At 36.6% G+C, this 25,748-nt stretch carries 27 protein-coding genes; 24 read left to right on the top strand and 3 right to left on the bottom strand.

Annotated elements, in window-relative coordinates; genetic code table 11:
* Nucleotides 1-24 precede the first annotated feature (24 nt).
* From B2Z27_RS03290 to B2Z27_RS03245, 10 genes are all read left to right on the top strand, one after another.
* Nucleotides 25-2,001 (top strand): alpha-ketoacid dehydrogenase subunit alpha/beta, encoded by a 1,977-nt coding sequence (locus tag B2Z27_RS03290; protein ID WP_286812556.1) that lies wholly within the window; start codon nt 25-27, stop codon nt 1,999-2,001.
* Between the two features lie 148 nt (nt 2,002-2,149).
* A complete protein-coding gene (locus B2Z27_RS03285) occupies nt 2,150-2,629 on the top strand; it encodes a lipocalin family protein (protein WP_058102878.1) in 480 nt (159 codons plus the stop codon).
* Between the two features lie 37 nt (nt 2,630-2,666).
* Nucleotides 2,667-3,350 carry an OmpA family protein gene (locus B2Z27_RS03280; RefSeq protein ID WP_394332422.1) on the top strand — a complete coding sequence of 228 codons (684 nt, stop codon included), beginning with the start codon at nt 2,667-2,669 and terminating at the stop codon, nt 3,348-3,350.
* Nucleotides 3,351-3,430: 80 nt separating this feature from the next.
* Nucleotides 3,431-4,552: an NAD(P)/FAD-dependent oxidoreductase gene (locus tag B2Z27_RS03275; RefSeq protein ID WP_286812554.1), complete on the top strand. Its 1,122-nt coding sequence runs from the start codon at nt 3,431-3,433 to the stop codon at nt 4,550-4,552.
* The gene (locus B2Z27_RS03270) at nt 4,552-5,259 is read left to right on the top strand and encodes a methyltransferase domain-containing protein (protein WP_286812553.1); all 708 of its coding nucleotides are present in this window, start codon (nt 4,552-4,554) and stop codon (nt 5,257-5,259) included. The genes B2Z27_RS03275 and B2Z27_RS03270 overlap by 1 nt, the downstream gene beginning before the upstream one ends.
* Before the next feature lie 22 nt (nt 5,260-5,281).
* Nucleotides 5,282-6,337, top strand: coding sequence for a type III polyketide synthase (locus B2Z27_RS03265; protein WP_286812552.1), 1,056 nt, complete (start codon nt 5,282-5,284; stop codon nt 6,335-6,337).
* Nucleotides 6,338-6,349: 12 nt separating this feature from the next.
* Nucleotides 6,350-7,132 (top strand): SDR family oxidoreductase, encoded by a 783-nt coding sequence (locus B2Z27_RS03260; protein WP_286812551.1) that lies wholly within the window; start codon nt 6,350-6,352, stop codon nt 7,130-7,132.
* A gap of 11 nt (nt 7,133-7,143) precedes the next feature.
* Complete coding sequence (locus B2Z27_RS03255; RefSeq protein ID WP_286812550.1) at nt 7,144-7,581, top strand: 3-hydroxyacyl-ACP dehydratase FabZ family protein; 438 nt, start codon at nt 7,144-7,146, stop codon at nt 7,579-7,581.
* A gap of 3 nt (nt 7,582-7,584) precedes the next feature.
* The gene (locus tag B2Z27_RS03250) at nt 7,585-8,859 is read left to right on the top strand and encodes a beta-ketoacyl-[acyl-carrier-protein] synthase family protein (RefSeq protein ID WP_286812548.1); all 1,275 of its coding nucleotides are present in this window, start codon (nt 7,585-7,587) and stop codon (nt 8,857-8,859) included.
* A gap of 44 nt (nt 8,860-8,903) precedes the next feature.
* A complete protein-coding gene (locus B2Z27_RS03245; RefSeq protein ID WP_286812547.1) occupies nt 8,904-9,158 on the top strand; it encodes an acyl carrier protein in 255 nt (84 codons plus the stop codon).
* Nucleotides 9,159-9,160: 2 nt separating this feature from the next.
* On the opposite strand, the gene B2Z27_RS03240 is transcribed toward B2Z27_RS03245, so the two are convergent.
* Nucleotides 9,161-10,120: a TerC family protein gene (locus B2Z27_RS03240; protein ID WP_286812546.1), complete on the bottom strand. Its 960-nt coding sequence runs from the start codon at nt 10,118-10,120 to the stop codon at nt 9,161-9,163.
* 308 nt (nt 10,121-10,428) lie between these two features.
* Here B2Z27_RS03240 and B2Z27_RS03235 point away from each other — a divergent pair, with 308 nt between their 5' ends.
* Nucleotides 10,429-10,758, top strand: a complete 330-nt coding sequence (locus B2Z27_RS03235; protein WP_143751763.1) for a hypothetical protein — start codon at nt 10,429-10,431, stop codon at nt 10,756-10,758.
* A 23-nt stretch (nt 10,759-10,781) separates the two neighbouring features.
* On the opposite strand, the gene B2Z27_RS03230 is transcribed toward B2Z27_RS03235, so the two are convergent.
* A complete protein-coding gene (locus tag B2Z27_RS03230) occupies nt 10,782-11,084 on the bottom strand; it encodes an HPF/RaiA family ribosome-associated protein (protein WP_058102867.1) in 303 nt (100 codons plus the stop codon).
* 232 nt (nt 11,085-11,316) lie between these two features.
* Between B2Z27_RS03230 and B2Z27_RS03225 the strand changes: the two genes are divergently transcribed.
* From B2Z27_RS03225 to B2Z27_RS03200, 6 genes are all read left to right on the top strand, one after another.
* Nucleotides 11,317-11,649: a hypothetical protein gene (locus B2Z27_RS03225; protein WP_286812545.1), complete on the top strand. Its 333-nt coding sequence runs from the start codon at nt 11,317-11,319 to the stop codon at nt 11,647-11,649.
* A gap of 117 nt (nt 11,650-11,766) precedes the next feature.
* On the top strand, nt 11,767-12,093 hold the full coding sequence (locus tag B2Z27_RS03220; protein ID WP_139254416.1) for a hypothetical protein: 327 nt from the start codon (nt 11,767-11,769) through the stop codon (nt 12,091-12,093).
* 55 nt (nt 12,094-12,148) lie between these two features.
* Complete coding sequence (locus tag B2Z27_RS03215) at nt 12,149-12,697, top strand: DUF4251 domain-containing protein (RefSeq protein WP_286812544.1); 549 nt, start codon at nt 12,149-12,151, stop codon at nt 12,695-12,697.
* A 172-nt stretch (nt 12,698-12,869) separates the two neighbouring features.
* Complete coding sequence (locus B2Z27_RS03210) at nt 12,870-13,298, top strand: FKBP-type peptidyl-prolyl cis-trans isomerase (RefSeq protein WP_058102862.1); 429 nt, start codon at nt 12,870-12,872, stop codon at nt 13,296-13,298.
* A gap of 95 nt (nt 13,299-13,393) precedes the next feature.
* On the top strand, nt 13,394-13,903 hold the full coding sequence (locus tag B2Z27_RS03205) for a TlpA family protein disulfide reductase (protein ID WP_286812543.1): 510 nt from the start codon (nt 13,394-13,396) through the stop codon (nt 13,901-13,903).
* A complete protein-coding gene (locus B2Z27_RS03200; protein ID WP_286812542.1) occupies nt 13,903-15,144 on the top strand; it encodes a hypothetical protein in 1,242 nt (413 codons plus the stop codon). Before B2Z27_RS03205 ends, B2Z27_RS03200 begins: the two co-directional genes overlap by 1 nt.
* Here the strand turns inward: B2Z27_RS03200 and B2Z27_RS03195 are convergent.
* Nucleotides 15,137-15,607, bottom strand: a complete 471-nt coding sequence (locus B2Z27_RS03195) for an FKBP-type peptidyl-prolyl cis-trans isomerase (protein ID WP_286812541.1) — start codon at nt 15,605-15,607, stop codon at nt 15,137-15,139. The two genes, B2Z27_RS03200 and B2Z27_RS03195, sit on opposite strands and share 8 nt — an antisense overlap.
* 535 nt (nt 15,608-16,142) lie before the next feature.
* On the opposite strand from B2Z27_RS03195, the gene B2Z27_RS03190 reads away from it, so the two are divergent.
* From B2Z27_RS03190 to B2Z27_RS03160, 7 genes are all read left to right on the top strand, one after another.
* A complete protein-coding gene (locus B2Z27_RS03190; RefSeq protein ID WP_286827729.1) occupies nt 16,143-16,556 on the top strand; it encodes an HYC_CC_PP family protein in 414 nt (137 codons plus the stop codon).
* A 125-nt stretch (nt 16,557-16,681) separates the two neighbouring features.
* Nucleotides 16,682-20,434 carry an efflux RND transporter permease subunit gene (locus tag B2Z27_RS03185; protein ID WP_286812539.1) on the top strand — a complete coding sequence of 1,251 codons (3,753 nt, stop codon included), beginning with the start codon at nt 16,682-16,684 and terminating at the stop codon, nt 20,432-20,434.
* The gene (locus tag B2Z27_RS03180; protein WP_286812538.1) at nt 20,431-21,648 is read left to right on the top strand and encodes a TolC family protein; all 1,218 of its coding nucleotides are present in this window, start codon (nt 20,431-20,433) and stop codon (nt 21,646-21,648) included. Before B2Z27_RS03185 ends, B2Z27_RS03180 begins: the two co-directional genes overlap by 4 nt.
* 3 nt (nt 21,649-21,651) lie before the next feature.
* Complete coding sequence (locus B2Z27_RS03175; protein WP_286812537.1) at nt 21,652-22,218, top strand: helix-turn-helix domain-containing protein; 567 nt, start codon at nt 21,652-21,654, stop codon at nt 22,216-22,218.
* A gap of 67 nt (nt 22,219-22,285) precedes the next feature.
* Nucleotides 22,286-24,616 (top strand): multicopper oxidase domain-containing protein, encoded by a 2,331-nt coding sequence (locus tag B2Z27_RS03170; protein WP_286812536.1) that lies wholly within the window; start codon nt 22,286-22,288, stop codon nt 24,614-24,616.
* A 28-nt stretch (nt 24,617-24,644) separates the two neighbouring features.
* Nucleotides 24,645-25,229 (top strand): DUF3347 domain-containing protein, encoded by a 585-nt coding sequence (locus B2Z27_RS03165; RefSeq protein WP_286812535.1) that lies wholly within the window; start codon nt 24,645-24,647, stop codon nt 25,227-25,229.
* A complete protein-coding gene (locus tag B2Z27_RS03160; protein ID WP_099192964.1) occupies nt 25,230-25,685 on the top strand; it encodes a heme-binding domain-containing protein in 456 nt (151 codons plus the stop codon). It begins immediately after the preceding gene.
* Nucleotides 25,686-25,748 lie beyond the last annotated feature (63 nt).

Below are 25,748 nucleotides of genomic sequence, written 5' to 3'. Positions count from 1 at the left end.
TAATAGTCTAAATTGACCTTATCAATGAATTACACCGATTTTAAAGTAACGGAAGACGTTAAGTTAAAACTTTATAAATCAATGCTTAAACCTCGTATGGTAGAGGAGAAAATGTTGATATTACTGAGACAGGGCAAAATTTCCAAATGGTTTAGTGGTATTGGTCAAGAGGCTATTTCTGTAGGGGTAACTACGGCTTTAAAGGAAGATGAATATATATTGCCCATGCATAGAAACTTGGGTGTTTTTACAACCAGGGAAATTCCATTATATAGATTATTTGCGCAATGGCAAGGTAAAGCTAGCGGATTTACACAGGGTAGGGACCGTAGCTTTCATTTTGGCACACAAGATTTCAAGATTATCGGTATGATCTCTCATTTGGGTCCGCAGTTAGGTGTTGCAGATGGTATTGCTTTGGCTCATAAACTCAAAAAGGAGAAAAAAGTAACTGCTGTATTCACAGGGGAAGGAGCAACAAGTGAAGGAGATTTTCATGAAGCGTTAAATGTCGCCGCTGTTTGGGAACTTCCTGTACTTTTTTGTGTTGAAAACAATGGGTATGGATTGTCTACTCCCACAAACGAGCAATTTAAGTGTGATAATATCGCCGATAAAGGTGTGGGTTATGGTATGGAATCGCATATTATTGATGGGAACAATATTTTAGAAGTTTATTTTAAAGTTGCTCATTTGGTAAGGGATATGCGTATAAATCCAAGACCAATTTTGTTGGAATTTAAGACGTTTCGCATGCGCGGACATGAAGAGGCCAGCGGAACAAAATATGTGCCTCAAGAGCTTCTGGATACCTGGGCGGCTAAAGATCCGCTAGAAAATTTTACGACTTATTTGATCGGCGAAAATTTGTTGACTCCAGAAAGTATGGCGGCTTACAAAACTGAAATACAGGTAGAAATTGATGAACATTTGAGAATTGCTTTTGCTGAGGATACTATTAAACCTAATGAAACTATAGAGTTAGGTGATGTGTATCAAAAATTTGATTATAAAGAAGTTAGACCTAGTAAATTTATTACAAAAATCCGTTTGGTAGATGCCATATCAGAAGGTTTGAGACAGGCTATGAAGAAGTTTGATAACCTGGTGATAATGGGACAAGATGTCGCTGAATACGGTGGGGTATTTAAAATTACCGACGGGTTCGTTAACGATTTTGGTAAAGAAAGAGTACGTAATACACCTATTTGCGAATCGGCAATTGTTTCGGCTTCTATGGGTTTGTCCATAAACGGTATGAAGGCGGTTATGGAAATGCAATTTGCGGATTTTGCCAGTAGCGGATTTAATCCTATTGTAAATTATTTGGCAAAGAGCTATTACAGATGGGGAGAAAACGCAGATGTAGTTATACGAATGCCCTGTGGTGGTGGGGTAGCGGCAGGTCCTTTTCACTCCCAGACCAATGAAGCATGGTTTACCAAAACACCCGGTTTAAAAGTTGTGTACCCCGCGTTTCCATATGATGCAAAAGGATTGCTTGCTACGTCAATTGAAGATCCGAATCCGGTATTGTTTTTTGAACATAAAGGGTTGTACAGAAGTGTATACCAAGAAGTACCTGTTGATTACTATACCCTGCCCTTGGGGGAAGCCAGTCTTTTAAGGCAGGGAGATCAAATAACTATTATTACCTATGGTGCAGGAGTGCACTGGGCATTGGAAACTTTAGATAAGCATACGGAAATTAGGGCAAATGTATTGGATTTAAGAACTTTGCAACCCCTAGATACAAAAGCTATTTATGATTCGGTTATAAGAACAGGAAAAGTTATAATACTACAGGAAGATAGCCTTTTCGGCGGAATTGCAAGTGATATTTCTGCAATGGTCATGGAGAATTGTTTTGAGTACCTGGATGGTCCAATAAAAAGAGTTGGTAGCTTAGAAACGCCAATACCTTTTAATGCCGAACTAGAAGCACAATATCTTGCAAAATCTAGGTTTGAAAAAGATTTGCTAGAGCTCATAGCTTATTAAAGGAAACAGGTCAACAAAAATGTTAAAAGAGGCAATAAGTATATTTGTTTAAGAGCATCTTTGCAGTGTCAATTGGTCGAAAATATAAAAAGTTTCCATCCAAATAATGACAAACGACGTATATAGATCAAACCTAAATAATTTACTTATGAAAAAAATGATTTTGCTTTTTAGTGTGGTACTCTTAATATCCTCATGCTCAATTTCGAAGGATGCTAGGGGCAAGCGCAACCTACTAAGCGGTACTTGGACCTTGAACAATGTTTCTTTTGAGGGTAATACGGGCAATGTTAAGGCTGTTTTGTTCAATGATGTTGAAGATATTTGTTTAGAGGGCAGCGAATGGTTCTTTAGAGATAATAACAGCACTGGTAGATATACCATTGACCAATCCACATTTTGTACAGGGGGCGATCGTTATATTAGATGGTCAGTTGTAGAACGTGAAGAAAATTATACAAGCCAACTACAGTTCAAATTCATTAACGAGAAAAACCAGGATATTTCCGGAGGTGCGGGTTACCGTTTAAATATTGAAAACCTTACGGAGTATGCAATGACCCTAAAATCTAACGTTATGGTAGAAGGATCACCCGTGAACGTAGTTTATGAATTCAGTAAAAAATAATTACCTACTTATAAATTAAATAAAGTATATGAAAACAATGATATTACGCAAAACTAGTTACATAATCGCTCTTGCCATGGTAATGAGCTGTAGTACAGTAAAAAATGCAAATAAAACCCAAAAAGGTGCAGTAATAGGCGCAACGGGTGGAGCGGTAATCGGTGGTGTTTTAGGAAATAACGTAGGTAGTGGAAATAATACCGCTCTGGGTGCAATTTTAGGTGCTGCCATAGGTGGCGCTGCCGGTGGATACATAGGAAATAGAATGGACCGCCAAGCTGAACGTATAGAAGAGGAAATTCCAGGAGCAGAAGTGAAAAGGGTAGGTGAAGGTATCAATGTTACGTTTAACGAAGATGCCGGAGTTTATTTTGACACCAATAAATCAAATGTACAAGGTACATCTGCAACTACATTGAACAAATTGGTTGGTATTTTCAAAGAATACCCAAAATCAAATATTTTGGTAGAGGGACACACTGATAGTGCAGGTGCAGAAGAGTATAACCTTAATCTTTCTAAGCAAAGAGCGGAGTCGGTAACCAATTATTTGATAAGCCAAGGCATAGACGCTAGTCGTTTTGATACCAAATGGTATGGAGAAACACAGCCAGTTGGTGATAACAGTACCGCTGCGGGAAAAGCAAAGAATAGACGTGTGGAGTTGGCAATTGTTGCCAGTGAGTCTCTAAAACAAGAAGCTAAAACCCAGACGAACTAAGATTTTCAAGTTTGGTATTGAGTTAAAAATAAAAGCCCTGCATTGCAGGGCTTTTTTGTTTTTGGTGTAACTTCCATGCAATGAAGGAGCATAGCATACTGATAATTGGAGGTGGTCTAGCGGGACTTTGCGCCGCGGTTCATTTGGCTATGGAAGGATTGGATGTTGCCATATTGGAGAAACAGACTTATCCACATCATAAAGTATGCGGTGAATATGTGTCTAAAGAAGTTGAGCCATATTTACAACGTTTGGGTATAGACTTAAGAGCCAAAGGAGCTATAGAAATTTCCCGGTTTAGTATGAGTGCCATTGATGGTTATAGTATAGTAACCAAACTGCCTTTGGGCGGATTAGGTATAAGTAGATATGCATTTGATAACTACCTATATCTACGGGCAAAAGAACTTGGGGTCATTTTTTATTTTGAAAAAGTAATTTCTACGAGGTTTAAAAATGATCAATTTACCGTGGTAACAAATGTAAAGAACTATACGGCAAAAATAGTCATTGGCGCATATGGTAAGCGTTCTGTACTAGATAAGAATCTCAATAGAAACTTCAGTAGAAAGAAGTATTCTTGGTTGGCGGTAAAGGCACATTATAAGGTTGCTGATTTTCCAAAGGGTATAGTAGCATTACACAATTTTAAAGGAGGTTATGGTGGCTTGTCCCAAACAGAAACAGGAGCAATAAATTTTTGTTATTTAGCACACTACAAAAGTTTTAAAGCTTGTAAAGATGTGGATAGCTACACACAAGAAATTGTTGGGGAAAATCCGTCTTTAAGAAAATTTCTAGAAAATTCCGAACCTGTTTTTGATAAACCCATGACCATAGCACAAATATCCTTTGATAAAAAAGACAGTATAGTAGACCATATGCTAATGTGTGGAGATACTGCGGGACTTATACATCCACTCTGTGGCAATGGTATGGCTATGGCAATACACAGTGCTAAAATTGCTTCAGAACAGATTGTTCTATTTTACGGTCAAAGCAAATATAGTCGTGTTGCTTTAGAACAAGGTTACCGGAAAGCTTGGTCTAAAAATTTTGCTAGAAGATTATGGTTTGGCAGAATATTACAAGGCATATTATTAAATGAAAAATGGGTTTCAATAGGCTTAAAAACCATTGGAAGATCAAAAACAGTATTAAGATATATTATTTCAAAAACACATGGTAAGCCTATAGTTTAATGATAGATTTTAAGCATAGAAGTGAAGAAGTGGAGATTATGGATACCTACAAAGGTACCAGCTCCGAGCTTGAGTTAATATTAAATGATATTAATAGGGTCAATAATTTGCTAGGTGGTTACCGTATTACTTTAAATGCTGTTTTTGAATTACTTAGGTTTAAAAAGAAAGAATCGTATACGATTTTAGATATGGGTTGTTCCGATGGAACCATGCTGAAAAAGCTTGCGTCTGCAGCCAGAAAGAAGAATATGGACCTTAAATTAATAGGAATAGACTTAAATGCAAAAGCACTGGAGTTGGCAAAGCGGAATACCATAGATTATCCAGAAATTAGCTATATACAGGCTGATATTCTTTTGCATGATTTCTCCAATTTAAAAATAGATATTGTGATGTCTACATTGACCCTTCACCACTTTACGGATGATGGTGTTTTAAAGTTTGTAAATCGGTTTGTACAATTAGCTTCAATTGGGGTGGTCATCAATGATTTGGAGCGTAGTCCGGTTGCCTATTACTTGTTTAAAATATTTAGTTGGTTTTTTATAAAAACTGAAATTGGCAAAAAAGATGGCTTATTATCTATTCGAAGAGCAATTAAAATAAATGAATTGCGACAAATAGCTCATAGGGTTTCTAATGTTACGCATCACATACAATGGAAATGGGCATTTAGATATGTATGGGTTTTAAAAAAGAAGTAGTAGATTGAAGAATAAGAAAGCTATGAATTACACAAGAATTGTAACTGTCACCAAAGAATTACCACCGTATTATAGAAATACCGAGGATATTATTCCCCTTGTTGAATATTGGTTAAGTGGGCAAGAGCAACGGTTTACCAGAAAAGTGGTTAAAATATTTGAAGGCGCTGCGGTAGATAAACGTTATTCAATTATGCCACCGGAAGATGTGTTTCAAACAACTTCTTTTGAAGATAAGAACAAGATTTATAGCAGAGAGGCCAAACGTATGGGGGGCAATGTTTTAAAGAAAGCCTTGGGCAAAAGTAATTGGGCGGCTTCATCAATAGATTACATTATTACGGTTAGTTGTACAGGTATAATGATTCCATCGTTAGATGCATATTTGATCAATGAATTGGGTATGCGACAAGATGTAGTTAGACTTCCCGTAACAGAAATGGGTTGTGCAGCTGGCGTTTCTGAGCTCATATATGCACACAATTTTTTGAAATCCAATCCGGGTAAGCGCATTGCCTTGGTATCGGTAGAAAGTCCCACCGCAACCTTTCAGCTTCAAGACTATTCCATGGCAAATATGGTGAGTGCGGCAATTTTTGGTGATGGGGCGGCATGTGTGTTATTATCATCCGAAGAAAATGCAATTGGACCTAAAATAATTGGAGAGGAAATGTACCATTTTCATAATGCTACCCAAATGATGGGGTTTGACCTTACCAACCACGGATTGAAAATGATACTTGATCCCGCAGTACCCGAAACCATTGCTGATCATTTTGCAGAAATAGTACATCCTTTTTTAGGAAAGTACGGTAGTTCCATTCAGAAAGTAGACCACTTGGTATTTCATCCTGGTGGAAGAAAAATTGTGCAGACCGTAGAAGCTTTATTTGGCGCTTTAGGTAAAAACATTGATGACACTAGAGAGGTATTGCGTCTTTATGGAAATATGAGCAGTGCTACGGTGCTCTACGTTTTAGAGCGCTTCATGGATAAGAAAATTCCGGAAGGAGAGCAAGGGCTCATTCTAAGTTTTGGACCAGGATTTTCGGCACAACGGATATTAATAGAATGGTAGTATATTTTAGGTATGGAAAATAGGTATTGGGCATTAATTTTAGGCGGTAGTAGCGGGTTAGGGTTGGCAACGGCAAAGAAATTGGCTTCACATGGCTACCACATCATCATAATTCATCGGGATAGACGAGCAAATATGGATATCATCGAAGAACATTTCAAGGAAATTGAAGCATTAGGCAATCAATTACTGGCAATGAATGTAGATGCCTTAAATGCTGAGAAAAGAAAAGGAATTATTGATGATATAAGGCAGAAGTTGCCTTTAGGGCATAAGATTAAGGTAATGGTACATAGCGTGGCAAAAGGAACATTAAAGCCTATGTACTCCAAAACAGCACCTACCTTAACAGATGTAGATTTCAGAATAACTTTTGACGCAATGGCATTAAGCTTGTTCGATTGGACAAAAGCCTTGGAAACAGCAGGGTTGTTTGCTGATGATACTAGGGTAATATCGTTTACCAGTGAAGGTAATATCAAGGCCTTACCTAATTATAGCGCTGTTTCAGTGGCTAAGGTGGCGTTAGAGGCATTGACAAGAAGTATTGCACTGGAGTTCGCTTCCGTAGGTATAAAGGCAAATTGTATACAAGCGGGTATTACAATGACCAAATCATTATCAATGATTCCCGGTTTTGAACAAATTAAAGAAAATGCCCTGAGTAGAAACCCTAATAATCGTTTAACCACTCCAGAAGACATTGCCAATGCAGTGTATTTACTTACCACTGATGAGGCAAAATGGATAACGGGTACCGTAATCAAGGTAGATGGTGGTGAAAGTTTATTGTAAATGTAAAACATATGAAAAAATCATATTCTTATATATTGGACCAATTGCCTTATGCGCATCCTTTTTTATTTGTAGATGAAATTTTAAATGCGCATGATACTGGTATTGATGGCTCATATACGTTTAAGGCTGATGCTGATTTTTATAGTGGTCATTTTAAGAATAACCCTGTAACGCCTGGGGTCATATTGACGGAGTGTTGTGCCCAAATTGGTTTGGTGTGTTTGGGCGTATATTTAATGGGGAAAGATGAGGCAGAGAAAACGGTTGGTATAAGTATGAGCAGTTCGGAAATGGATTTTTTATTACCTGTTTTTCCTGGAGAACGGGTAAAAGTAATTTCAGAACTGAAGTATTTTAGATTCCAGAAATTAAAGTGCCATGTAAAAATGTATAATGAACAAGATAAATTGGTCTGTAAAGGTATATTGGCAGGCATGATGAGATAGTTAATGGGTAGACGCGTTGTAATTACAGGTTTAGGAGTTTGTGCACCAAATGGTGTAGGTCTTACTGATTTTACCCAGGCATTATTGGATGGTAAAAGTGGCATTAGGCATCAACCAAATTTAGAGAAACTTGGCTTTGGTTGTCAAGTAGCGGGAGAGCCCTTGGTGAAAGATAATTTGATCAATTCTTATTTTACTCCCTTAGAAAGAAGGGGGCTAAATGCTTCGGGAATTGTGTATGGTGTAATTGCAGGTGTGGATGCTTGGAATGATGCGGGACTTGTTAAGAACACGACAAATGAGCCTAGTTGGGATCGTGGAATTGTTTTTGGAACAGGTATACTAGGGGTAGATAAATTTAGGGAAGCCATTCATTTAATAGATGATGGTAATGTGAGAAGATTGGGTAGTACTTCGGTTATTCAAACCATGGCAAGTGGAATTAGTGCTTATTTAGGAGGTATGTTAGGGTGTGGAAATCAAGTGACCACCAATTCTGCAGCTTGTACCACGGGAACAGAAGGTATAATTATGGCTTATGATAGAATAAGCCAAGGAAAGGCGGAAATTATGCTCACAGGTAGTTGTAGTGACAGCGGACCGTATGTGTGGGGAGGTTTTGATGCCATGCGTATATTGCCTAGGGGATATAATAATGACCCGGCAAAGGCGAGCCGGCCAATGAGTGCAACTGCAAGCGGATTTATACCGGGTAGTGGGGCAGGAGCTTTGGTATTAGAATCTTTAGAAAGTGCGCAAGAACGTAGTGCACACATATACGCCGAAGTTTTAGGTGGGGAAATCAATAGTGGAGGGCAAGTAGGTGAAGGTTCTATGACAGCTCCCAACAGCTTGGCGGTACAACGCTGTATTACGAATGCTGTAGTCAATGCCGGTATAGAAGCATCGGATATAGATGTTGTTAACGGACATTTGACGGCTACCTCAAAAGACGGCTTGGAAATTGAGAATTGGAGCGTGGCCTTAAATAGAAAAGGGGCGGATTTTCCTTTAATCAATTCTTTTAAAGGTGCAGTAGGTCATTGTTTGGCAGCTGCAGGTAGTATAGAATGTGTGGCAGCTATTCTTCAATTTAAAGAACAAGTTGTTTTTAAAAATATCAATTGTGAAGATGTTCACCCTGAAATAACTGAACTGATTGCAGATTCATGTATCCCAAGAAAGACGTTAGAATATGCACCTAGTATAATAGCCAAAGCCAGTTTTGGATTCGGAGATGTCAATGCCTGTGTAATTTTTAAAGCGTTTACTAAATGACCCTATAAGTTTATACCGAATAGTATTAAAAATTGAATAGTAGTATGCAAAAAGAAGAAAAGTATCAAAAATTAAAAAATATAATAAAAGTCTACCTTCCTGAAGACGTAGCGTTTTCTGATATTTCAGAAGATAGCCATCTGATGAACGACTTAAATATCAATTCTGCCAACTTGGTAGATATTGTGTTGGATGTGGAGGATGCTTTTGATATTCGGTTAGAGAACGAGGATATGGAAAAAATGCAGACCGTTAATGATGCCGTTGCTATTATAGATGCAAAATTAAATACAAAATAATGTTAGCTCTCCGTACCGTGTTCCTTGTTCTTATCCTTAATTAGAGTAGATGCAAGAATACCGGAAATCAGTGCTACCGAAATTACGGTCAGCGAGACCCATTCAGGTAAATGAACATAATGTGAGAAAAGCATTTTTAGACCTACGAAAGCTAAAATAACCACTAAGCTATAATTGATGTACCTGAATTTTTCTAGCATTCTAGATATTAGAAAATACATAGATCGTAAACCTAAAATAGCAAGTATGTTAGAGCTGAATACAATAAACGGGTCAGCTGTTATCGCTAATATGGCAGGTATACTATCAAGTGCAAAAAGAATATCTGTCAATTCGATCACTATTAATGCAACAAAAAGCGGTGTAGCAGCATTGAGCCCCATTCGTTTAACAAAAAAATCGTGACCATGCATAGTCGTCGTTACGGGGTAAATCTTCTTTATTTGTTTAAACACAAATGAATTTTTGGGGTCAAAATTATCGTCATCGCCCTTTAACATTTTAAAGGCGGTATACAATAAGAATACTCCAAAAACGTAAATGATCCATTCGAATTTGGTTATTAATGCAACACCAAATAAAATCATTAATGCTCTAAATACGATTGCCCCTAGAATTCCCCAAAATAGCACACGGTGTTGGTATAAAGGCGGAATTTTAAAGGATGAATAAATAACGGCGATTACAAATACATTGTCCACACTAAGTGAAAGCTCAATGAGATAACCCGTTATATATTTTAAAACGGCGTCATTTGGCGTAAGTGCAGTTGGGTTGTCAATTATTTCCGCATTGAAGAGCCAATAAATAACACCACTGAATGCTAGGGCAACCGTTACCCATATAGCGGTCCAGATGCCTGCCTCCTTAGATTTGATTACATGTTCGTTCTTGTGGAATACCCCTAGGTCAAGGGCAAGAAATACAAGTACAAATGCGATAAAGACTATCCAGACTATCATATAAAATTTTTGAAGTTGCAAAGGTATTAAAAAATGGAAAGTAGCACTGTGATTTGTTTAAAACGTTAATGCTTGATTATCATTTATTTAAATACCTTATCGTTTTTGCAAAGGTGATATTTGTGTTTAAAAAGCATTACATCTTTTGACTATATTTTTAGCCTATTTGCCATAAGTATCTAAAAAGCTTGGCAGATTACCTTTTGCAGTTAAAGCGAGCAATACTTTCGATGAAGTGCAAGTAAGTTGCTAGTTTTTTGACCGGTAGTAATAAAATTGCTACTTTAAGGGTAGAACAACTATATGAAATGAAAAAACTAGCTCTTTGGGGTGGTGTTTTCATGTGCCTTTTTTTGGGGATGAACACTGCTGTTGCACAAAATTCAGATACTGTTAGTGCAAAAGTAAACAAACGCCCTTTGTTGAATCAATTTGAATCCGATTACGTTTTAACTGCTTCGGAACGAATTGCATTGAAACAAAGTCGTATCGCATATCAATATCGTGTAAAGGAAATCTTGGATTCTGTTGAAATATCGGATCGTAAAAGAAAACGGTTGCTTTTAGAATTAAAGCGAAATCCTTTCTCTGAAAAAATTAAAGAAGCGGTCGCGGAATATACGTTGATTGAAGAATAGGAAGTGGTATAAAAAAATGCAGTCTAATGAGACTGCATTTTTGCTTTTCTTTTTTCTAATTGTCGGTGTAAATCCTCAATCGAAGAAGCTATGGAAGCTTCAAAACTAGCTGAAGAGGATTGCGCAAATAATCGCGGTCCCGGTGCACTTAAGCGTATGTTGCAAACCATACCTGTGTCGGGGGAAGAGGTATTCTCTTTTTTGAAAAAAACATCGGATCTTACAATAAAATCATACTTATCCAATAATTTCTCTAATTTTTGCGCTGCCATAATCTCTAAACGATTACTGGCTTTTACATCGTCGTATTCAAAATTGATATTCATAGGCTATAAGTTTAGTTTAAGATACTCATTTTGGTAATGCTTCACAATTAAAAATATCTTAATAATATGGTAGGTCAATATTAAGTTTTGCTAACTGTTTTGTTTTTATAAGGTTAGCAGTTTCGGTTCCATTTTAAAATTAAGTTAAACTTACACAAACATAGTACAAATATGAAGTGTTTATCTTAAATTGAAGTAAAATTCCCACATTTTTACTTTTAAATCAACCGCCATGGAAAATGTACAGGATAAATCTCAGTGCTTAGGTAAGTTGGAACGTTGTAAAAACACTATCCAACATTTTAAAATTAGGGTAGATTCCTATTTATATGAACCTACAACGATGGCATTGTTTGAAACCAAGGTGCATTTGAAAAATACGATTAAGAAGCTTTCAGAGGTTAATAAAAGTTTGCTTGAGTATTTAAAGTCTACTAATGATCTATTGCCGGATCAATACAACATGGTCAATTTTCATATCAGGGAAACTTCTGAACTTGAATTCGATTTTATGGAGTACACGTTAAAATTTAGAAAGCGTATTGATTCAAGACAAACCGTTTAAAAGCTTATTTCTTAGGTGATTGGTAAATTTGAATATTATTTTTCTTTAACTATTGGGTTTCTTTACATTTTAAAATAATTGTTCTTAATTTAGAGGTAGAACACTTATGAAATTGATATGAAACTATTTATGCGGCTAGCTATTTGCTGCACATTTTTTTGTACTAGTTTGTTGTACTCACAACAGAACACTACGCCTTCTGTAAAACCTAATGAAGAAGATGAAGGACCAATAATGTTTCAGTTTGAGCCTAATTATGAAACTGCCGTTATGTTGCAAAGGGCAGCTTTAAAGCAAAAAATAAAGGCACTTGATACATTGGATATTTCAGATAGAAAACGTCAACGATTGATAAAGGCATTGTACAAAGAGTCCCACAGTGTCAATTTTAAGAAATCGGTTTTAGCGAATACCGAGTTCGAGGAAGAAGAATTTGAAGATTAATTTACACTCTTTGGCATAAAATTGGTAGCGATTAGGGTGTGTAAAGTTAAACCTTATGAAAGCACCATTTTTATTTGTACTTATCTGTTGTATCATGTTTAGTTGTAAATCATCTAAAACCTTAATTGATGATGCGCATCCTATACATGCCTTAATTTCGTCAAAGAATTTTGAGTTTTCAGCTAAATCTGCTAGTCCCATGGCTACGCAGAGTTTAACTGCTATTGCCAACAGCGGACTTTTACCACCTGGAAATAGTGTTTCTAGAATAGACTTAAATGGTAACGGATATTTTTTAAAAGTATTCAATGATAGTGTTTCCGCAAATTTGCCTTACTACGGTGAAAGACAATTTGGAGGTTCTTACGGTATTGCGGATGGGGTTGAGTTTAATGGTGTTCCCAGCGACTATGAACAAATTTTCAGTGAAGACAAACAAAAGTATATCATCAACTTTCAAATAAGCAACAAAACGGATCGGTATACTATAACCATGCATATATTTCCAAATAAATCTTGTTTGGTAAATGTGAATACTACCAATAGGAATACTATTCAATATAATGGTAATGTTGAATCCTTACATTCTGAAAATATAGATTAAGTTTGGTCGTAATTAAAGGTAATCGATCATAAAGGGTAGGCTTTTAAAGGTTTACGTGCTAATAATGTTAAGATGAGGCTAAAAAAGGAAGGTTTTTCTATAATCTTCGTTATTCCCTATTAAGAACAATACCTTTGTATCTTAATTAAGTGAAATAGTAGAAATTAATAGTATGAGCAAAGTAAAAGCAGATAGTCAAGTACGTGTACATTACACAGGAAAATTAAGTGATGGTCAAGTATTTGATAGTTCGGTAGACAGAGAACCTCTAGAAGTAAAATTAGGACAAGGTAGTTTGATTCCCGGTTTTGAAAAAGGTTTGTTGGATATGGAACCTAACGAGAAAAAGACTATCGTCATAGCTAAGGAAGATGCATACGGGGAAAAGCAAAAAGAGCTTTTTCAAACTGTACCAAAATCTGAATTACCAGCTGAAATTGAGCCAAAAGTAAATATGGCTTTAATGGCCACTAATGCAGATGGTAGTGAAAGACAATTGCGCGTAGCAGAAGTAAATGAAAATGACATAGTGGTTGATGCAAATCATCCATTGGCCGGTGAAGATTTGACCTTTGAGCTAGAGCTTGTTGAGATCAAATAAATAAACTCGGTAATAAATTAAGAACCGCCTAATAGGGCGGTTTTTTTTTGGTTTAATTTCTAATGTTTTAAACCATTGAAATATTATATTTGGGTATGTATTTAAAAACACTGTTAATCATAGTTTTGGCTACTGCCATGGCAAGTTGTAAAGATGTTAACACCAACACTCAGAAGGCAACGGTTAATGAAGATAATGTAGTTGAAAAGAAATCGACTGCTACCTATGAAGATTTGGAGGGCAACGCAATTTCCTTAAGCGATTATAAAGGCAAACGGGTACTCTTAAATTATTGGGCTACGTGGTGTAGGCCATGTATTGCGGAAATGCCGGATATGGAAAAGGCGCAGGCTATATTAGAGAATGAAAATTATGTATTCTTATTTGCTTCGGACCAGTCCGTGGCAAAAATTGAAAAATTTAAAGAGGCACGAGGTTTTAATCTGAATTTTATCAAATTTAATGGTGTCTATGCAAACAAAGGGGTAAGTGCCTTACCGGCTACCTTCATCTTTAATGAATTAGGTGAACAGGTGTTACGTTTTGATGGAGGCTTAAAATGGGACAGTCCAGAAATGATTGAAAAACTTAGAGCTGTTCAATAATGCGTAAATTAATATGTACTGCTGTTGTATTCTTGGTTTTAGGTATCAGTTTTGGGTGCAAAAATTCAACCACTAAACCGGAACCCAATAAGCAGCTGCCACTGGTGCAAAAAATGACTTCTCCTGCTGCCATGGCTAGCTCTTTACCTCATATCATGGTAAATAAAGATGTTGCCTTAATGTCTTGGGTAGAAACTGTTGATGATACTTTGACCACTTTAAAATATTCAGAATTAGTGGATGGTGAATGGCAAGAATCAGAAAGTATACTGAGTGGTACAAACTGGTTCGTGAATTGGGCAGATTATCCTATGATCTCTGAAAATAATGGTAGCCTTTGGTCTCACGTTTTAAAAAAATCTAGCCTTGGCACGTATTCTTATGATATTAAAATGAACGTGAAACCAAAAGGAGAAACACATTGGAATACAGATTTGCGTTTGCATACGGATGGCACGCCTACTGAACATGGATTTGTAAGTATAGTTCCTTATCAGAACAATTTTTTTGTGAATTGGCTAGATGGAAGAAATACCGAAATAAATGAATTAGGGGAGCGCGGGGCAATGACACTGCGTGGTGGTGTAGTTTCTGCAACGGGTAAACTTATTGAGGAATATGAATTAGATGACAGGACTTGCGATTGCTGCCAAACAACTTCCGCGATTACCGATAACGGTCCTATTGTAATTTATAGGGACCGATCAAATAAAGAAGTTCGTGATATAAGTATAGTTCGTCAGGTTAACGGGGCGTGGACGGCACCTAAAGTAATACATGAAGATGATTGGCAGATCAAAGGATGCCCCGTGAACGGTCCTAAAGTTGATGTTTTAGGTAATAATTTGGTCGTAGCTTGGTTTACCGGTGCTGGCAATAAACAAAAAGTACAACTGGTATTTTCCGCTGATGGTGGTGCTCAGTTTTCAACTCCAATTACCATAGTTGAGGGAAAGGTAATGGGTAGGGTAGATGTACTTTGGGCAGATGAGGAAATCGCTGTTGTGAGTTGGATGGAAGCAAATGATAAGAACGCTTTGTTCAAAGCAATGGCAATTACTTTGAGCGGGAAAACGTCTCAGCAACAAGTAATTACCGAAATGGTAGATTCTAGAAAATCCGGTTTTCCTCAAATGGAAATTATGGAAGAGACCTTGTACTTTGCTTGGACGGAACAGGAAGCAGCCGTCACCCAGGTTAAAACCGCAAAAATGCAGGTAGAAGCGTTATCGTTTAATTAACCGAAATCAATTCAACTTCAAATATTAATACTGAACCGCCTGGTATTCCATTGACATCAAAACTACCATAACCTAGGTGTGCCGGTATTAGTAATATTCCATTTCCTCCCTCATTAAATAAGGGTATACCCTCGGTCCACCCGGAAATCACTTGGTCTAATCCTATGGTAAGTCCATCCGTATTTTGGTCAAAAACACGTCCATCAAGTAAGTATCCTTTGTAAGAAACGGTTACATTCGATGTTGCTGTAGGTTTTGCGCCCTCTCCTTGGTTTTCAATAATGTAATGTAGACCAGAATCCGTTTTTTGAGATTGAAGAAAATTATCTTCTAAATACGTATTAATTTGCTCTTCGTTGATTTCAGTATAATCAATTGGTTCAACAACTATAGGATTGGTATCATCCGATAACTTGCAAGAAACCAATGCGGTAAAAAGAAAAAAGCAGGTAATATATTTCATATGTTTTTTAAGGTAAGATACGTTCTAGGTTGATTATACTTTTACTCCTTAAGAAGTAATTAACCCATTTTAAAAATGATAAACTTAAACTTTTAGGCAATAAAGGTGTTCACAGAGAACCTTACACTACAATGCTTATATAAGTATTTTTGAAATTTAAGTGCTTGGGATTGCGACTCAAAAATAACAGCTTCTGTAATACTGTTGGCTAAAACAAGATGCCCAATTAGGTATTCTACGTAGTAGGTGTTGTTTTCAGAAAGAAGAACAAAATTTGGTTTCGTTGTCACGCTTATTAAATTATGGTACTAAAATAAAGTTTTTATTTTATTGATCCTAATTTTTTCTTTTTTCCTTGTTGAACAGTCTTGAGATCGTAGTGATTTTACTTTTACTGTTTCTGAAGAAAATGTTGATGTTCATCTATTTGTTTAGATGGTGAATGATTAATTTGGATTGTTTTATGATGGATAAAATCAATAGAATTAGCAAAATAGCACCTTTTGTATTAAGATAATTAGTAATTTTGCATGTAATGAAAATGTTAGCTCACAAATTTATCTCTGTTGTTATGGCAGTTGTAGTGCTTTTATCTACAATGTCATTTAGTGTAGATATGCATTATTGTGGAGATATGTTGGTTGATTTTTCTATCATGGAGCAAGTGAAAACTTGCGGTATGGAAATAGTTAAAACTGATTGTGAGAACACCACTATAACGGAAAAATCTTGCTGTACAGATGCTCAATTGAATGTTGAAGGAGCGGAAAGCATGAAAGTATCGTTTGATCAATTATCTTTTGATCAACAGGTTTTTGTGGCTACATTTACTTATTCTTATATCAATCTTTTTCAAGGAATTGATTCTAATAAATTTTCCTATAAAGATTATTCCCCTCCGTTTGTCAAACAGAATGTGCAAGTGCTGCACCAGACGTTTTTAATTTGATTTATTAAATAGTTCCGGTTTTTGATCGGAAATTGAGCCCTACAGGATACCTGATTTGGGCATGTTTTGTTTGTTATTGTTTTAACATCTAAACTTTTAATTCAACTATTTAATATCAATGATATATGCTAAATAAGAGCATTAAATTTCTCATAGAGAACAAGTTGGTTGCTGTATTGTTACTGGTCTTGTTTGTATGTTGGGGTATTGTAAGCACTCCTTTTAATTGGAACACGGGTATTTTACCTTCTAATCCGGTGGCAGTAGATGCCATTCCCGACATTGGTGAAAACCAACAGATTGTTTTCAGTAAATGGGAAGGTAGATCTCCTCAAGATATTGAGGACCAAATTACCTATCCTTTAACGACAACCTTATTGGGTATACCTGGGGTTAAGACTATCCGTAGCTCATCTATGTTCGGATTTTCCAGTATATATATCATTTTTGAGGAAAATGTTGAATTTTACTGGACCCGGAGTAGAATTCTTGAAAAACTAAATTCACTACCTAGTGGTCTGCTACCGGACGGAGTAAACCCCACTCTAGGTCCAGATGCAACAGGGTTAGGACAAATTTATTGGTACACTTTAGAAGGGCGTGATAAAGATGGCAATGTAACTGGTGGATGGGATTTACAAGAATTACGTAGCATACAAGATTATTATGTAAAGTACGGTCTTGCATCGGCTGGCGGAGTATCTGAAGTAGCATCTATTGGTGGGTATGTACAGGAATATCAAATTGATGTGGAGCCTGAAAAAATGAGGCAGTACGGTATTGGATTGGGAGATGTAGTTAAAGCGGTGAAGGAGTCCAATCAGGATATTGGAGTGCAAACCTTAGAGATGAACCAGGCGGAATATCTGGTTAGAGGTTTAGGCTATGTAAAATCAATTGCAGATATAGAGAATGCCGTAGTTACCTCAAAGGATTTTGTTTCAATACGTGTTAAGGATGTAGCTAACGTTCACTTGGGACCACAAACTAGAAGAGGTATTTTAGATAAGGAAGGTGCAGAAGTTGTTGGTGGGGTTGTAGTGGCTAGGTATGGCGCCAATCCGTTAGAGGTAATAAACAATGTAAAGGAACAAATTACAGAGATATCTTCTGGTTTGCCTTCAAAAATATTAAAGGACGGTCGTACATCTCAATTGACCATAGTACCGTTTTATGACCGTACGGAACTTATTCAAGAAACCTTGCATACTTTGGATGAGGCGCTTACCCTAGAGATTCTTATAACCATTCTTGTAATTATCGTAATGGTATATAATCTGCGTGCATCCATCCTAATATCGGGATTATTGCCCGTTGCCGTATTAATGGTTTTCATAGCAATGAAACTATTTAATGTAGACGCTAACATTGTGGCCTTATCGGGTATAGCTATCGCTATTGGTACCATGGTAGATGTAGGTGTAATCCTGGCGGAGAATATGATAAGACATCAAGAGGACGATAAACTACGCCTTAATGCCAATGGGGAGGAATACACTACCAATGAAATTATTTATAATGCCACTTCAGAAGTTTCTGGAGCCATACTAACGGCGGTTTTAACCACTATCATTAGCTTTTTGCCTGTATTTACCATGATAGGGGCAGAGGGAAAACTTTTTAGGCCATTGGCATTTACAAAAACCATGGCATTAACGGCATCACTGGTTATTGCACTTTTCTTAATACCGCCCATTGCCGCATTTCTTTTCAGAAAAAGAAGTATAAAAACAGGTACGGCCTATGTTGTAAACGGTCTTTTCGTTTTACTTGGTATCACTGCGGTTATATATGGTTTTTGGTTAGGATTGCTATTAGTTGCCTTTGGGATAATTGCTTTTTTAAAGTTGAAATCATTTATCTCTACAAGCCAAGAAAATCTTATCAATATAGGTGTTTCTACTTTAGCAATCGTAATGTTATTGGCAACGTATTGGAGACCACTTGGTTTTGATCGAAGTATTATTTTGAACTTGATTTTTGTCTCCATTATCTGCTTTGGTCTTTTGGGGGTTTTTGCAGTTTTTAGAAGATATTATGATCAAATTCTGCGTTGGGCACTAAAAAATCGTTTGCTCTTTTTAACGATTCCCACTACTGTTTTGCTATTGGGGTTCTTGATCATGAGAAATACGGGTAAGGAATTTATGCCGGCACTTAATGAAGGTTCTTTCCTCTTAATGCCCACTTCTTTGCCGCATGCCGGTGTAGAAGAGAATAAGCGTGTATTGCAGCAGTTAGATATGGCCGTAGCCGGTATTCCTGAGATAGAGACGGTGGTAGGTAAGTCTGGTAGAACGGAGTCTGCACTTGATCCAGCTCCGCTATCCATGTATGAAAATATGATTCAGTATAAGTCTGAATATATGCGGAATAGTAATGGTGATAGACAACGTTACAAAGTAAATAATGATGGCTTGTTCGTTCTCAAAAATGGTCAGTTTGTCATAAACCCGAATAACCAGATTAATGAAGACGCCAGTTACAAAGCTTCACAGCTTAAGACAACTGCTACAAATAAAGATCTGATAGCGGATGAAGACGGATTATATTATAGAAATTGGCGCCCCGAAATTAACAGTCCAGATGATATTTGGAACGAGATCGTTAAAGTGACCAAATTTCCAGGTGTGACTTCTGCCCCAAAATTACAACCTATAGAGACCAGGCTTGTAATGCTACAGACCGGTATGCGTGCTCCAATGGGTATTAAGGTGAAAGGTCCTGATCTTAAAACCATAGAGAATTTTGGGCTGCAATTGGAATCTATTTTAAAAGAAGTAGATGGGGTCAAAAAGCAAGCTGTATTTGCAGATCGTATTGTTGGTAAACCATACCTGCTAATTGATATTAAACGTGATCAGCTAGCGCGTTATGGACTTTCTATTATGGATGTGCAAGAGGTGTTGCAGGTTGCCGTTGGGGGTATGCCATTAACACAGACCGTTGAAGGAAGGGAGCGTTATGGTGTAAGGGTTCGTTACCCTAGGGAATTAAGGTCCAATCCCGATGATTTAAAGAACATATATGTTCCTATAAAAAATGGGTCTCAAGTACCCTTGGATGATCTAGTTACTATTAGGTATGAACAGGGTCCGCAAGTAATTAAAAGTGAAGATACTTTTTTAATAGGCTATGTATTGTTTGATAAATTAGATGGTTTTGCCGAAGTAAATGTTGTTGAGAGTGCCCAAGCTTTAATTGATAAGAAAATTGAAGAAGGCAGCTTAACGGTACCTCAAGGTATAAGTTATCGCTTTACGGGAACTTACGAAAACCAACTAAGAGCAGAGAAAACCCTTTCTATTGTGGTGCCCATGGCATTATTGATCATTTTCTTGATCTTATATTTTCAATTCAGGTCGGTAACCACATCCTTAATGGTGTTTACGGGTATAGCGGTTGCTTTTGCCGGCGGGTTTGTAATGATCTGGCTTTACGGACAAGATTGGTTTTTTAATTTTAGCTTGTTCGGTGAAAACCTGCGCACACTTTTTAATATGAAGACCATTAACTTAAGTGTGGCCGTTTGGGTTGGTTTTATTGCCTTGTTCGGTATTGCTACAGATGACGGCGTGGTCATGGCAACCTATTTGACCCAGACATTTGATAGTGAGAAACCTACGGATAAGACTGGAATTAGAAAAGCAACTTTAGAAGCTGCAGGTAAACGCATTCGTCCTTGTTTAATGACTACCGTAACCACAATATTGGCATTGCTACCGGTATTGACATCCACAGGAAAAGGTAGTGATATTATGATACCTATGGCAATTCCAATATTTGGAGGAATGATTATAGATATCACTTCATACTTTTTAGTTCCGGTATTGTTTAGCTGGAAAAAAGAATATCAACTTAAAAAATTAAACAGATGAAAAATAGTATTCTAAATCTCTGTTTTTGGTTTGTTGTTCTTTCCGTAAAAGCACAACATGTTCAAAAGTATATAGAAGAAGCGGTTGAAAATAATCCTGAGATTCAATCTCTGGAATTAAGATATCAAATTGCGGATGAAAAAGTAAATGAGGCGGCTTGGATTCCTAATACGGAAATAAGTGCCGGCTATTTTGTAAGTGAACCAGAAACTAGGGTTGGAGCACAACGTGCAAGGATAGGGGTAAAACAAATGTTGCCATGGTTTGGTACAATTACCGCCCGTGAAAATTACGCTACCTCAATGGCAGATTCGGAGTATGTGGAAATCGTTATCGCAAAAAGAAAATTGGCGCTATCGGTATCCCGATCATATTATGAGTTATTTCTAATACGTTCAAAGCAAGGAATACTTGAACAAAATATTCAACTATTACAAACCTATGAGCGCCTGGCATTGACCTCGGTACAAGTTGGAAAGGCTTCTGCGGTAGATGTTTTACGATTACAGATTCGCCAGAATGAGCTACAGCAGCAAATAGAAATACTAGAAGAAGCTTTTATTTCTGAACGGGCAGCCTTCAATATTTTACGCAATAGAGAAGAAAATTCAGCTGTGGAAATAGTTGCCTTATTGGAAATTCCCAATGAAGATTTTGGTATAGATACAGAAAAACTTGCCCTTAACCCAGAGCTATTAAAATATGATAAACTTTATGAGTCTGTTGTAAAATCAGAATTGCTTAACCAGCGTGAAAGTGCACCTGCAATTGGGTTTGGTATAGATTATTTACCGGTTAGCGAACGTACCGATATGGTCTTAGATGACAATGGTAAAGATATTTTAATGCCCATGGTTTCAGTTTCAGTGCCCATTTTTAATCATAGGTATAAATCTATTTCCAAGCAAAATGAATTACGAAAACAAGAAATAGAATTTCAAAAGAACAGTCGCCTTAATGTATTGGAGTCTGCTTTTGCAAAAGCGATATCAGAACGTAACCAAGCTAGGATAGCCTACAACATTCAAAGTAAAAATGTAGCGCAGGCCAAAGATGCCGAGCAAATTCTAATTGCCAATTATGAGACCGGCACAATTGACTTTAATGATGTGTTGGACATACAGGAACTACAGCTCAAATTTGAGTTGAATCAAATAGCATCTATTCAGCAATACTACCTGCAATCGGCAATTATTAATTACTTAATAGACTAGGCTATGGACAAGAAATTATTTGTAAAGAATATGGTGTGTAGTCGCTGTATTAAAGTCATTAGAAGTGAAATTGAAAAGTTAGGTATTACATTGAAAAACATTGAGTTAGGTACAATTACTTATACGGAAAATTCTAGTAATGACTTTGTAAATATACAATCGGCATTAGAGCAAAATGGTTTTGAAATATTACTTGGTCAAGAGCAACGATTGGTAGAACAAATAAAAATTGAACTCATTAAGTTGTTACAAACATTACCGTTTCATTTAGAACATACACTGTCTAAGTATTTAGAGGGTTTAATGGGCTTGGAGTATTCAAAAATCAGTAAGATATTTTCCGTGAATGAAAATGTTACTATTGAAAAATACTTTATAAAACTTAAGCTGGAAAAGGTGAAAGAATTGGTGCAATTGCAAGAATACAACTTTACCGAAATTTCACAATTACTTGATTATAGCAATGTAAATCATTTAAGTAGGCTTTTTAAGAAAGAAACAGGTATGAGTTTAACGGAATATAAAAACAATCAGTTGAATAGAAGAAACACCTTAGACGGAATTACGTAGATAAGAACCATAATTATGACACAATAAATTTTAATTAGTGCATAATTTTATTTGGAAAAACTAGCATATGAAAATCAATAAAATACTAATGTTTTTAATAGCCTTGACTTATGGAGTTTATGGTCAAGAAGAACAAGGTAACGTTAATAATCTTCCAGTAAGAGAGCACACGATTACATTACGTGAGGCTACTGTTAATAAGGCGGGAAAAGATGTTATGGGTATGACCGTTGACGGTACAATTCCAGGTCCAACTTTAGAATTTACAGAAGGGGATTACGCGGTTATATATGTGAAAAATGAAATGAGTGTAGAGACTTCTGTGCATTGGCATGGTCTATTGCTACCAAACTTTTATGATGGAGTACCATATTTGAACACGCCGCCTATAGAACCGGGACATACTCAAAAATATGAGTTTCCAATAAGGCAAAGTGGAACCTATTGGTACCATTCCCATACTATGTTACAAGAGCAAAGTGGTGTTTATGGTTCTATTGTTATAAAGCCAAAGGAAAAAACTTTAGAGTATGACAAGGAGTTGGTTTTGGTGCTTTCTGACTGGACTAATGAAAAACCTAGGAACGTACTTAGAAACCTTAAACGTGGAAATGAATGGTATGGCATTAAAAAGGGAACGGCTACACCCTTGAATCAAGTTATTTCTCGTGGGGCTTTTGGGGCACAATTAGATTTTTGGCGACAACGTATGGAAGGTGCGGATATTGCAGATGTATATTACCCAGCTTTTTTAATTAATGGGGAAGAAAGTATTGAATATTCCCAGTTTAATCCTGGCGAAAAAGTGCGTTTAAGAATTATAGACGGGGCAGCATCTACATCATTCTGGATGACCTTTGGGGGCAGTGATCCGTTGTTAGTGTCGGCCGACGGTCTTGACGTAGTACCAGTTAAAAAGAATAAAACATTTATAGGGATAGCAGAAACATATGATTTTATTGTGACTATTCCTGCAGAAGGCAAAATAGAATTCAAGATTATGGCGCAAGATGGATCGGGAACGGCATCCGCGTTTCTTGGTACTGGCAGAATTTTACCTGCTCCTACAATTCCTAGACCCGATAAGATTGGGATGATGCAGAAAATGGCAAAGATGGATATGAAAATGGGGGCTCATGCCTTGAAGTTTCGTCCTAAAAAAGATGAGCGTTTTGAGATCAAGGCCGAATATGGAATGCAAATGGATAAAATGGAGCATTCAAAAACGGCAGAAATGGATATGAAGAAAGATAAACCAATGTCTGGTATGAATATGACCAAAGACTCAATGTCAAGGTCTATGGATCATTCTAATATGTCAGGAATGAATATGAATAAAGAGCAGACTATGCCAGCAACGCAAATGGAGGGTATGGATATGTTTGCCGAATATAATTATGATTACTTAAAGTCGCCCGAAAAAACTAGCTACGACAAAAATGTTCCCGTCAAAGAAATATTATTAAATCTTACGGGTAATATGAACAGGTATATTTGGAGTATGAATGGAGTACCATTATCTGAAGCCGACAATATTAAGATAAACAATAAAGAGGTAACTCGTATTACTTTCAATAATCTTACCATGATGCACCATCCTATGCATTTGCACGGGCACTTTTTTAGGGTACTCAATGATAATGGTGAGTATTCACCTTTAAAGCATACTGTAAATGTACCGCCCATGCAACAGGTTACTATAGAGTTTTATGGTAATGATGGCGATGAATACGGTGATTGGTTTTTTCACTGTCATATACTTTACCATATGATGGGGGGTATGGCTAGGGTAGTTTCTTATGATACACCTAGAGATCCTAGAATGAAGGATTTTCCGGTCTCCAAAATTATTGATGAAACAAATGAATGGTATTCTTGGGGTATGGCGGATCTGGCTTCCCATACTAGCGGATTTAATTTGGTTACATCAAATATTAGAAACCAATTCAATGTTACACTTGAGTATGGTTGGAACCAAAACTTGGAAGCTGAAGTTACGTATGAATATTATTTACATGATTATTTGCGTGTATTCGGAGGGGTAAACATGGAAAATGAAATTCAGGATAGTTTAGATGAATTAAGTACAACAGCTGTTATAGGTGTAAGGTATTTGACTCCGTACCTGTTTAATTTAGACGTTCGTACGGATAATAAACTAAGACCCCGTATTGGTGTTGGTCGTAGTGTAATGATATTTCCTAAGCTATCTATTTTCGGATATTATGAATACCAAATTGATTTAGGGTTGGTCAATGACCTTCCAATGAACAAAGACTACGTTTCAGAAACTGTGTGGAGTGCGGGAGCGGAATATATGCTTTCCAGAAATTTTTCACTAATGGGTAGTTATGACAATCGTTTTGGAGCGGGAGCAGGATTATCGGTAAGGTTTTAATCAAATAATGAATATTAAATAAATAAAAATGAAAACAAAGAAAAGAAGTATAGTTTCAGTAGCATTGCTTGCTACTATAATGTTAACTGTGTCATGTAAAGACGCAGATAAAAAGTCAACACCTTCGCCTAAAGAAAATGTAGAAAAGCAAAAGGATATGGGGAAATCAGGGACTATGGGCAGTGAACAAAATGCAAGCTCAGAAATTATTCTTGAAGATTACTTCAACTTAAAGAATGCTTTGGTCCAAGATGATAATAATAAAGCCCAAAAGCTAGGCGGTGCACTTGCGAAATCATTGGGTAACCTTAATAGATCGGCATATACAGAAAGTCAACAGGTAACTTTAACGGATATTATTGAAGATGCAATAGAACACTCGGAGCATATTTCGGAAAGTGATATAGACCATCAACGCGAACACTTTAAAATACTGAGTAAGGATATAACCGATATGATCGCTATTACAGGTAGTGAAAATACATTGTATGAGCAGTTTTGTCCAATGTATGATGGCGGTACAGCTTGGTTAAGCAAAAATGAGGCTGTACTTAACCCATATTATGGTAGCTCAATGTTAAAATGTGGTAAAGTACAGAGAGAAATCAACTAAGTGAAAAAGATAAAATTCATAGCCTACATAGGTCTCGTTGTATTAGGGATTATTCAATTTTTTCCTACGGATAAGAATGAAAGCAACTTGATTCTTGATACTGACTTTATGAAAGTGAACAAAGTGCCGTTAGAGGTTGAGAAACAGATTAAGGTGTCTTGTTATGATTGCCATAGTAATAACACAGTATATCCTTGGTATAGTAAACTGCAACCAGCGGCATGGTTCTTAGAAGATCATATCAATGAAGGTAAAGTAGAGTTGAATTTTAGTGAATGGGGAGCATATTCTAATCGAAGAAAGGTTAGTAAGCTTCAATCTATCATAAAACAAATTGAAAATTCAGAAATGCCACTTTATAGCTATACACTAATGCATAGAGATGCAATTTTTTCTGAACAAGAGAAATTAATGGTAATTGATTTTATGAGTAGGTTAAAAGATAGTAAAGAATAAAGTCCTGATACAGGAAGTGTATTTCTTATGTTAATGGTTAGTGTTTAATCGCTTCCATATCAG

It is taken from the genome of Maribacter sp. UBA3344 (genome assembly GCF_002362375.1).
Lineage (GTDB): Bacteria > Bacteroidota > Bacteroidia > Flavobacteriales > Flavobacteriaceae > Maribacter > Maribacter dokdonensis.
This window is presented reverse-complemented; position numbering and strand designations above follow the sequence as displayed.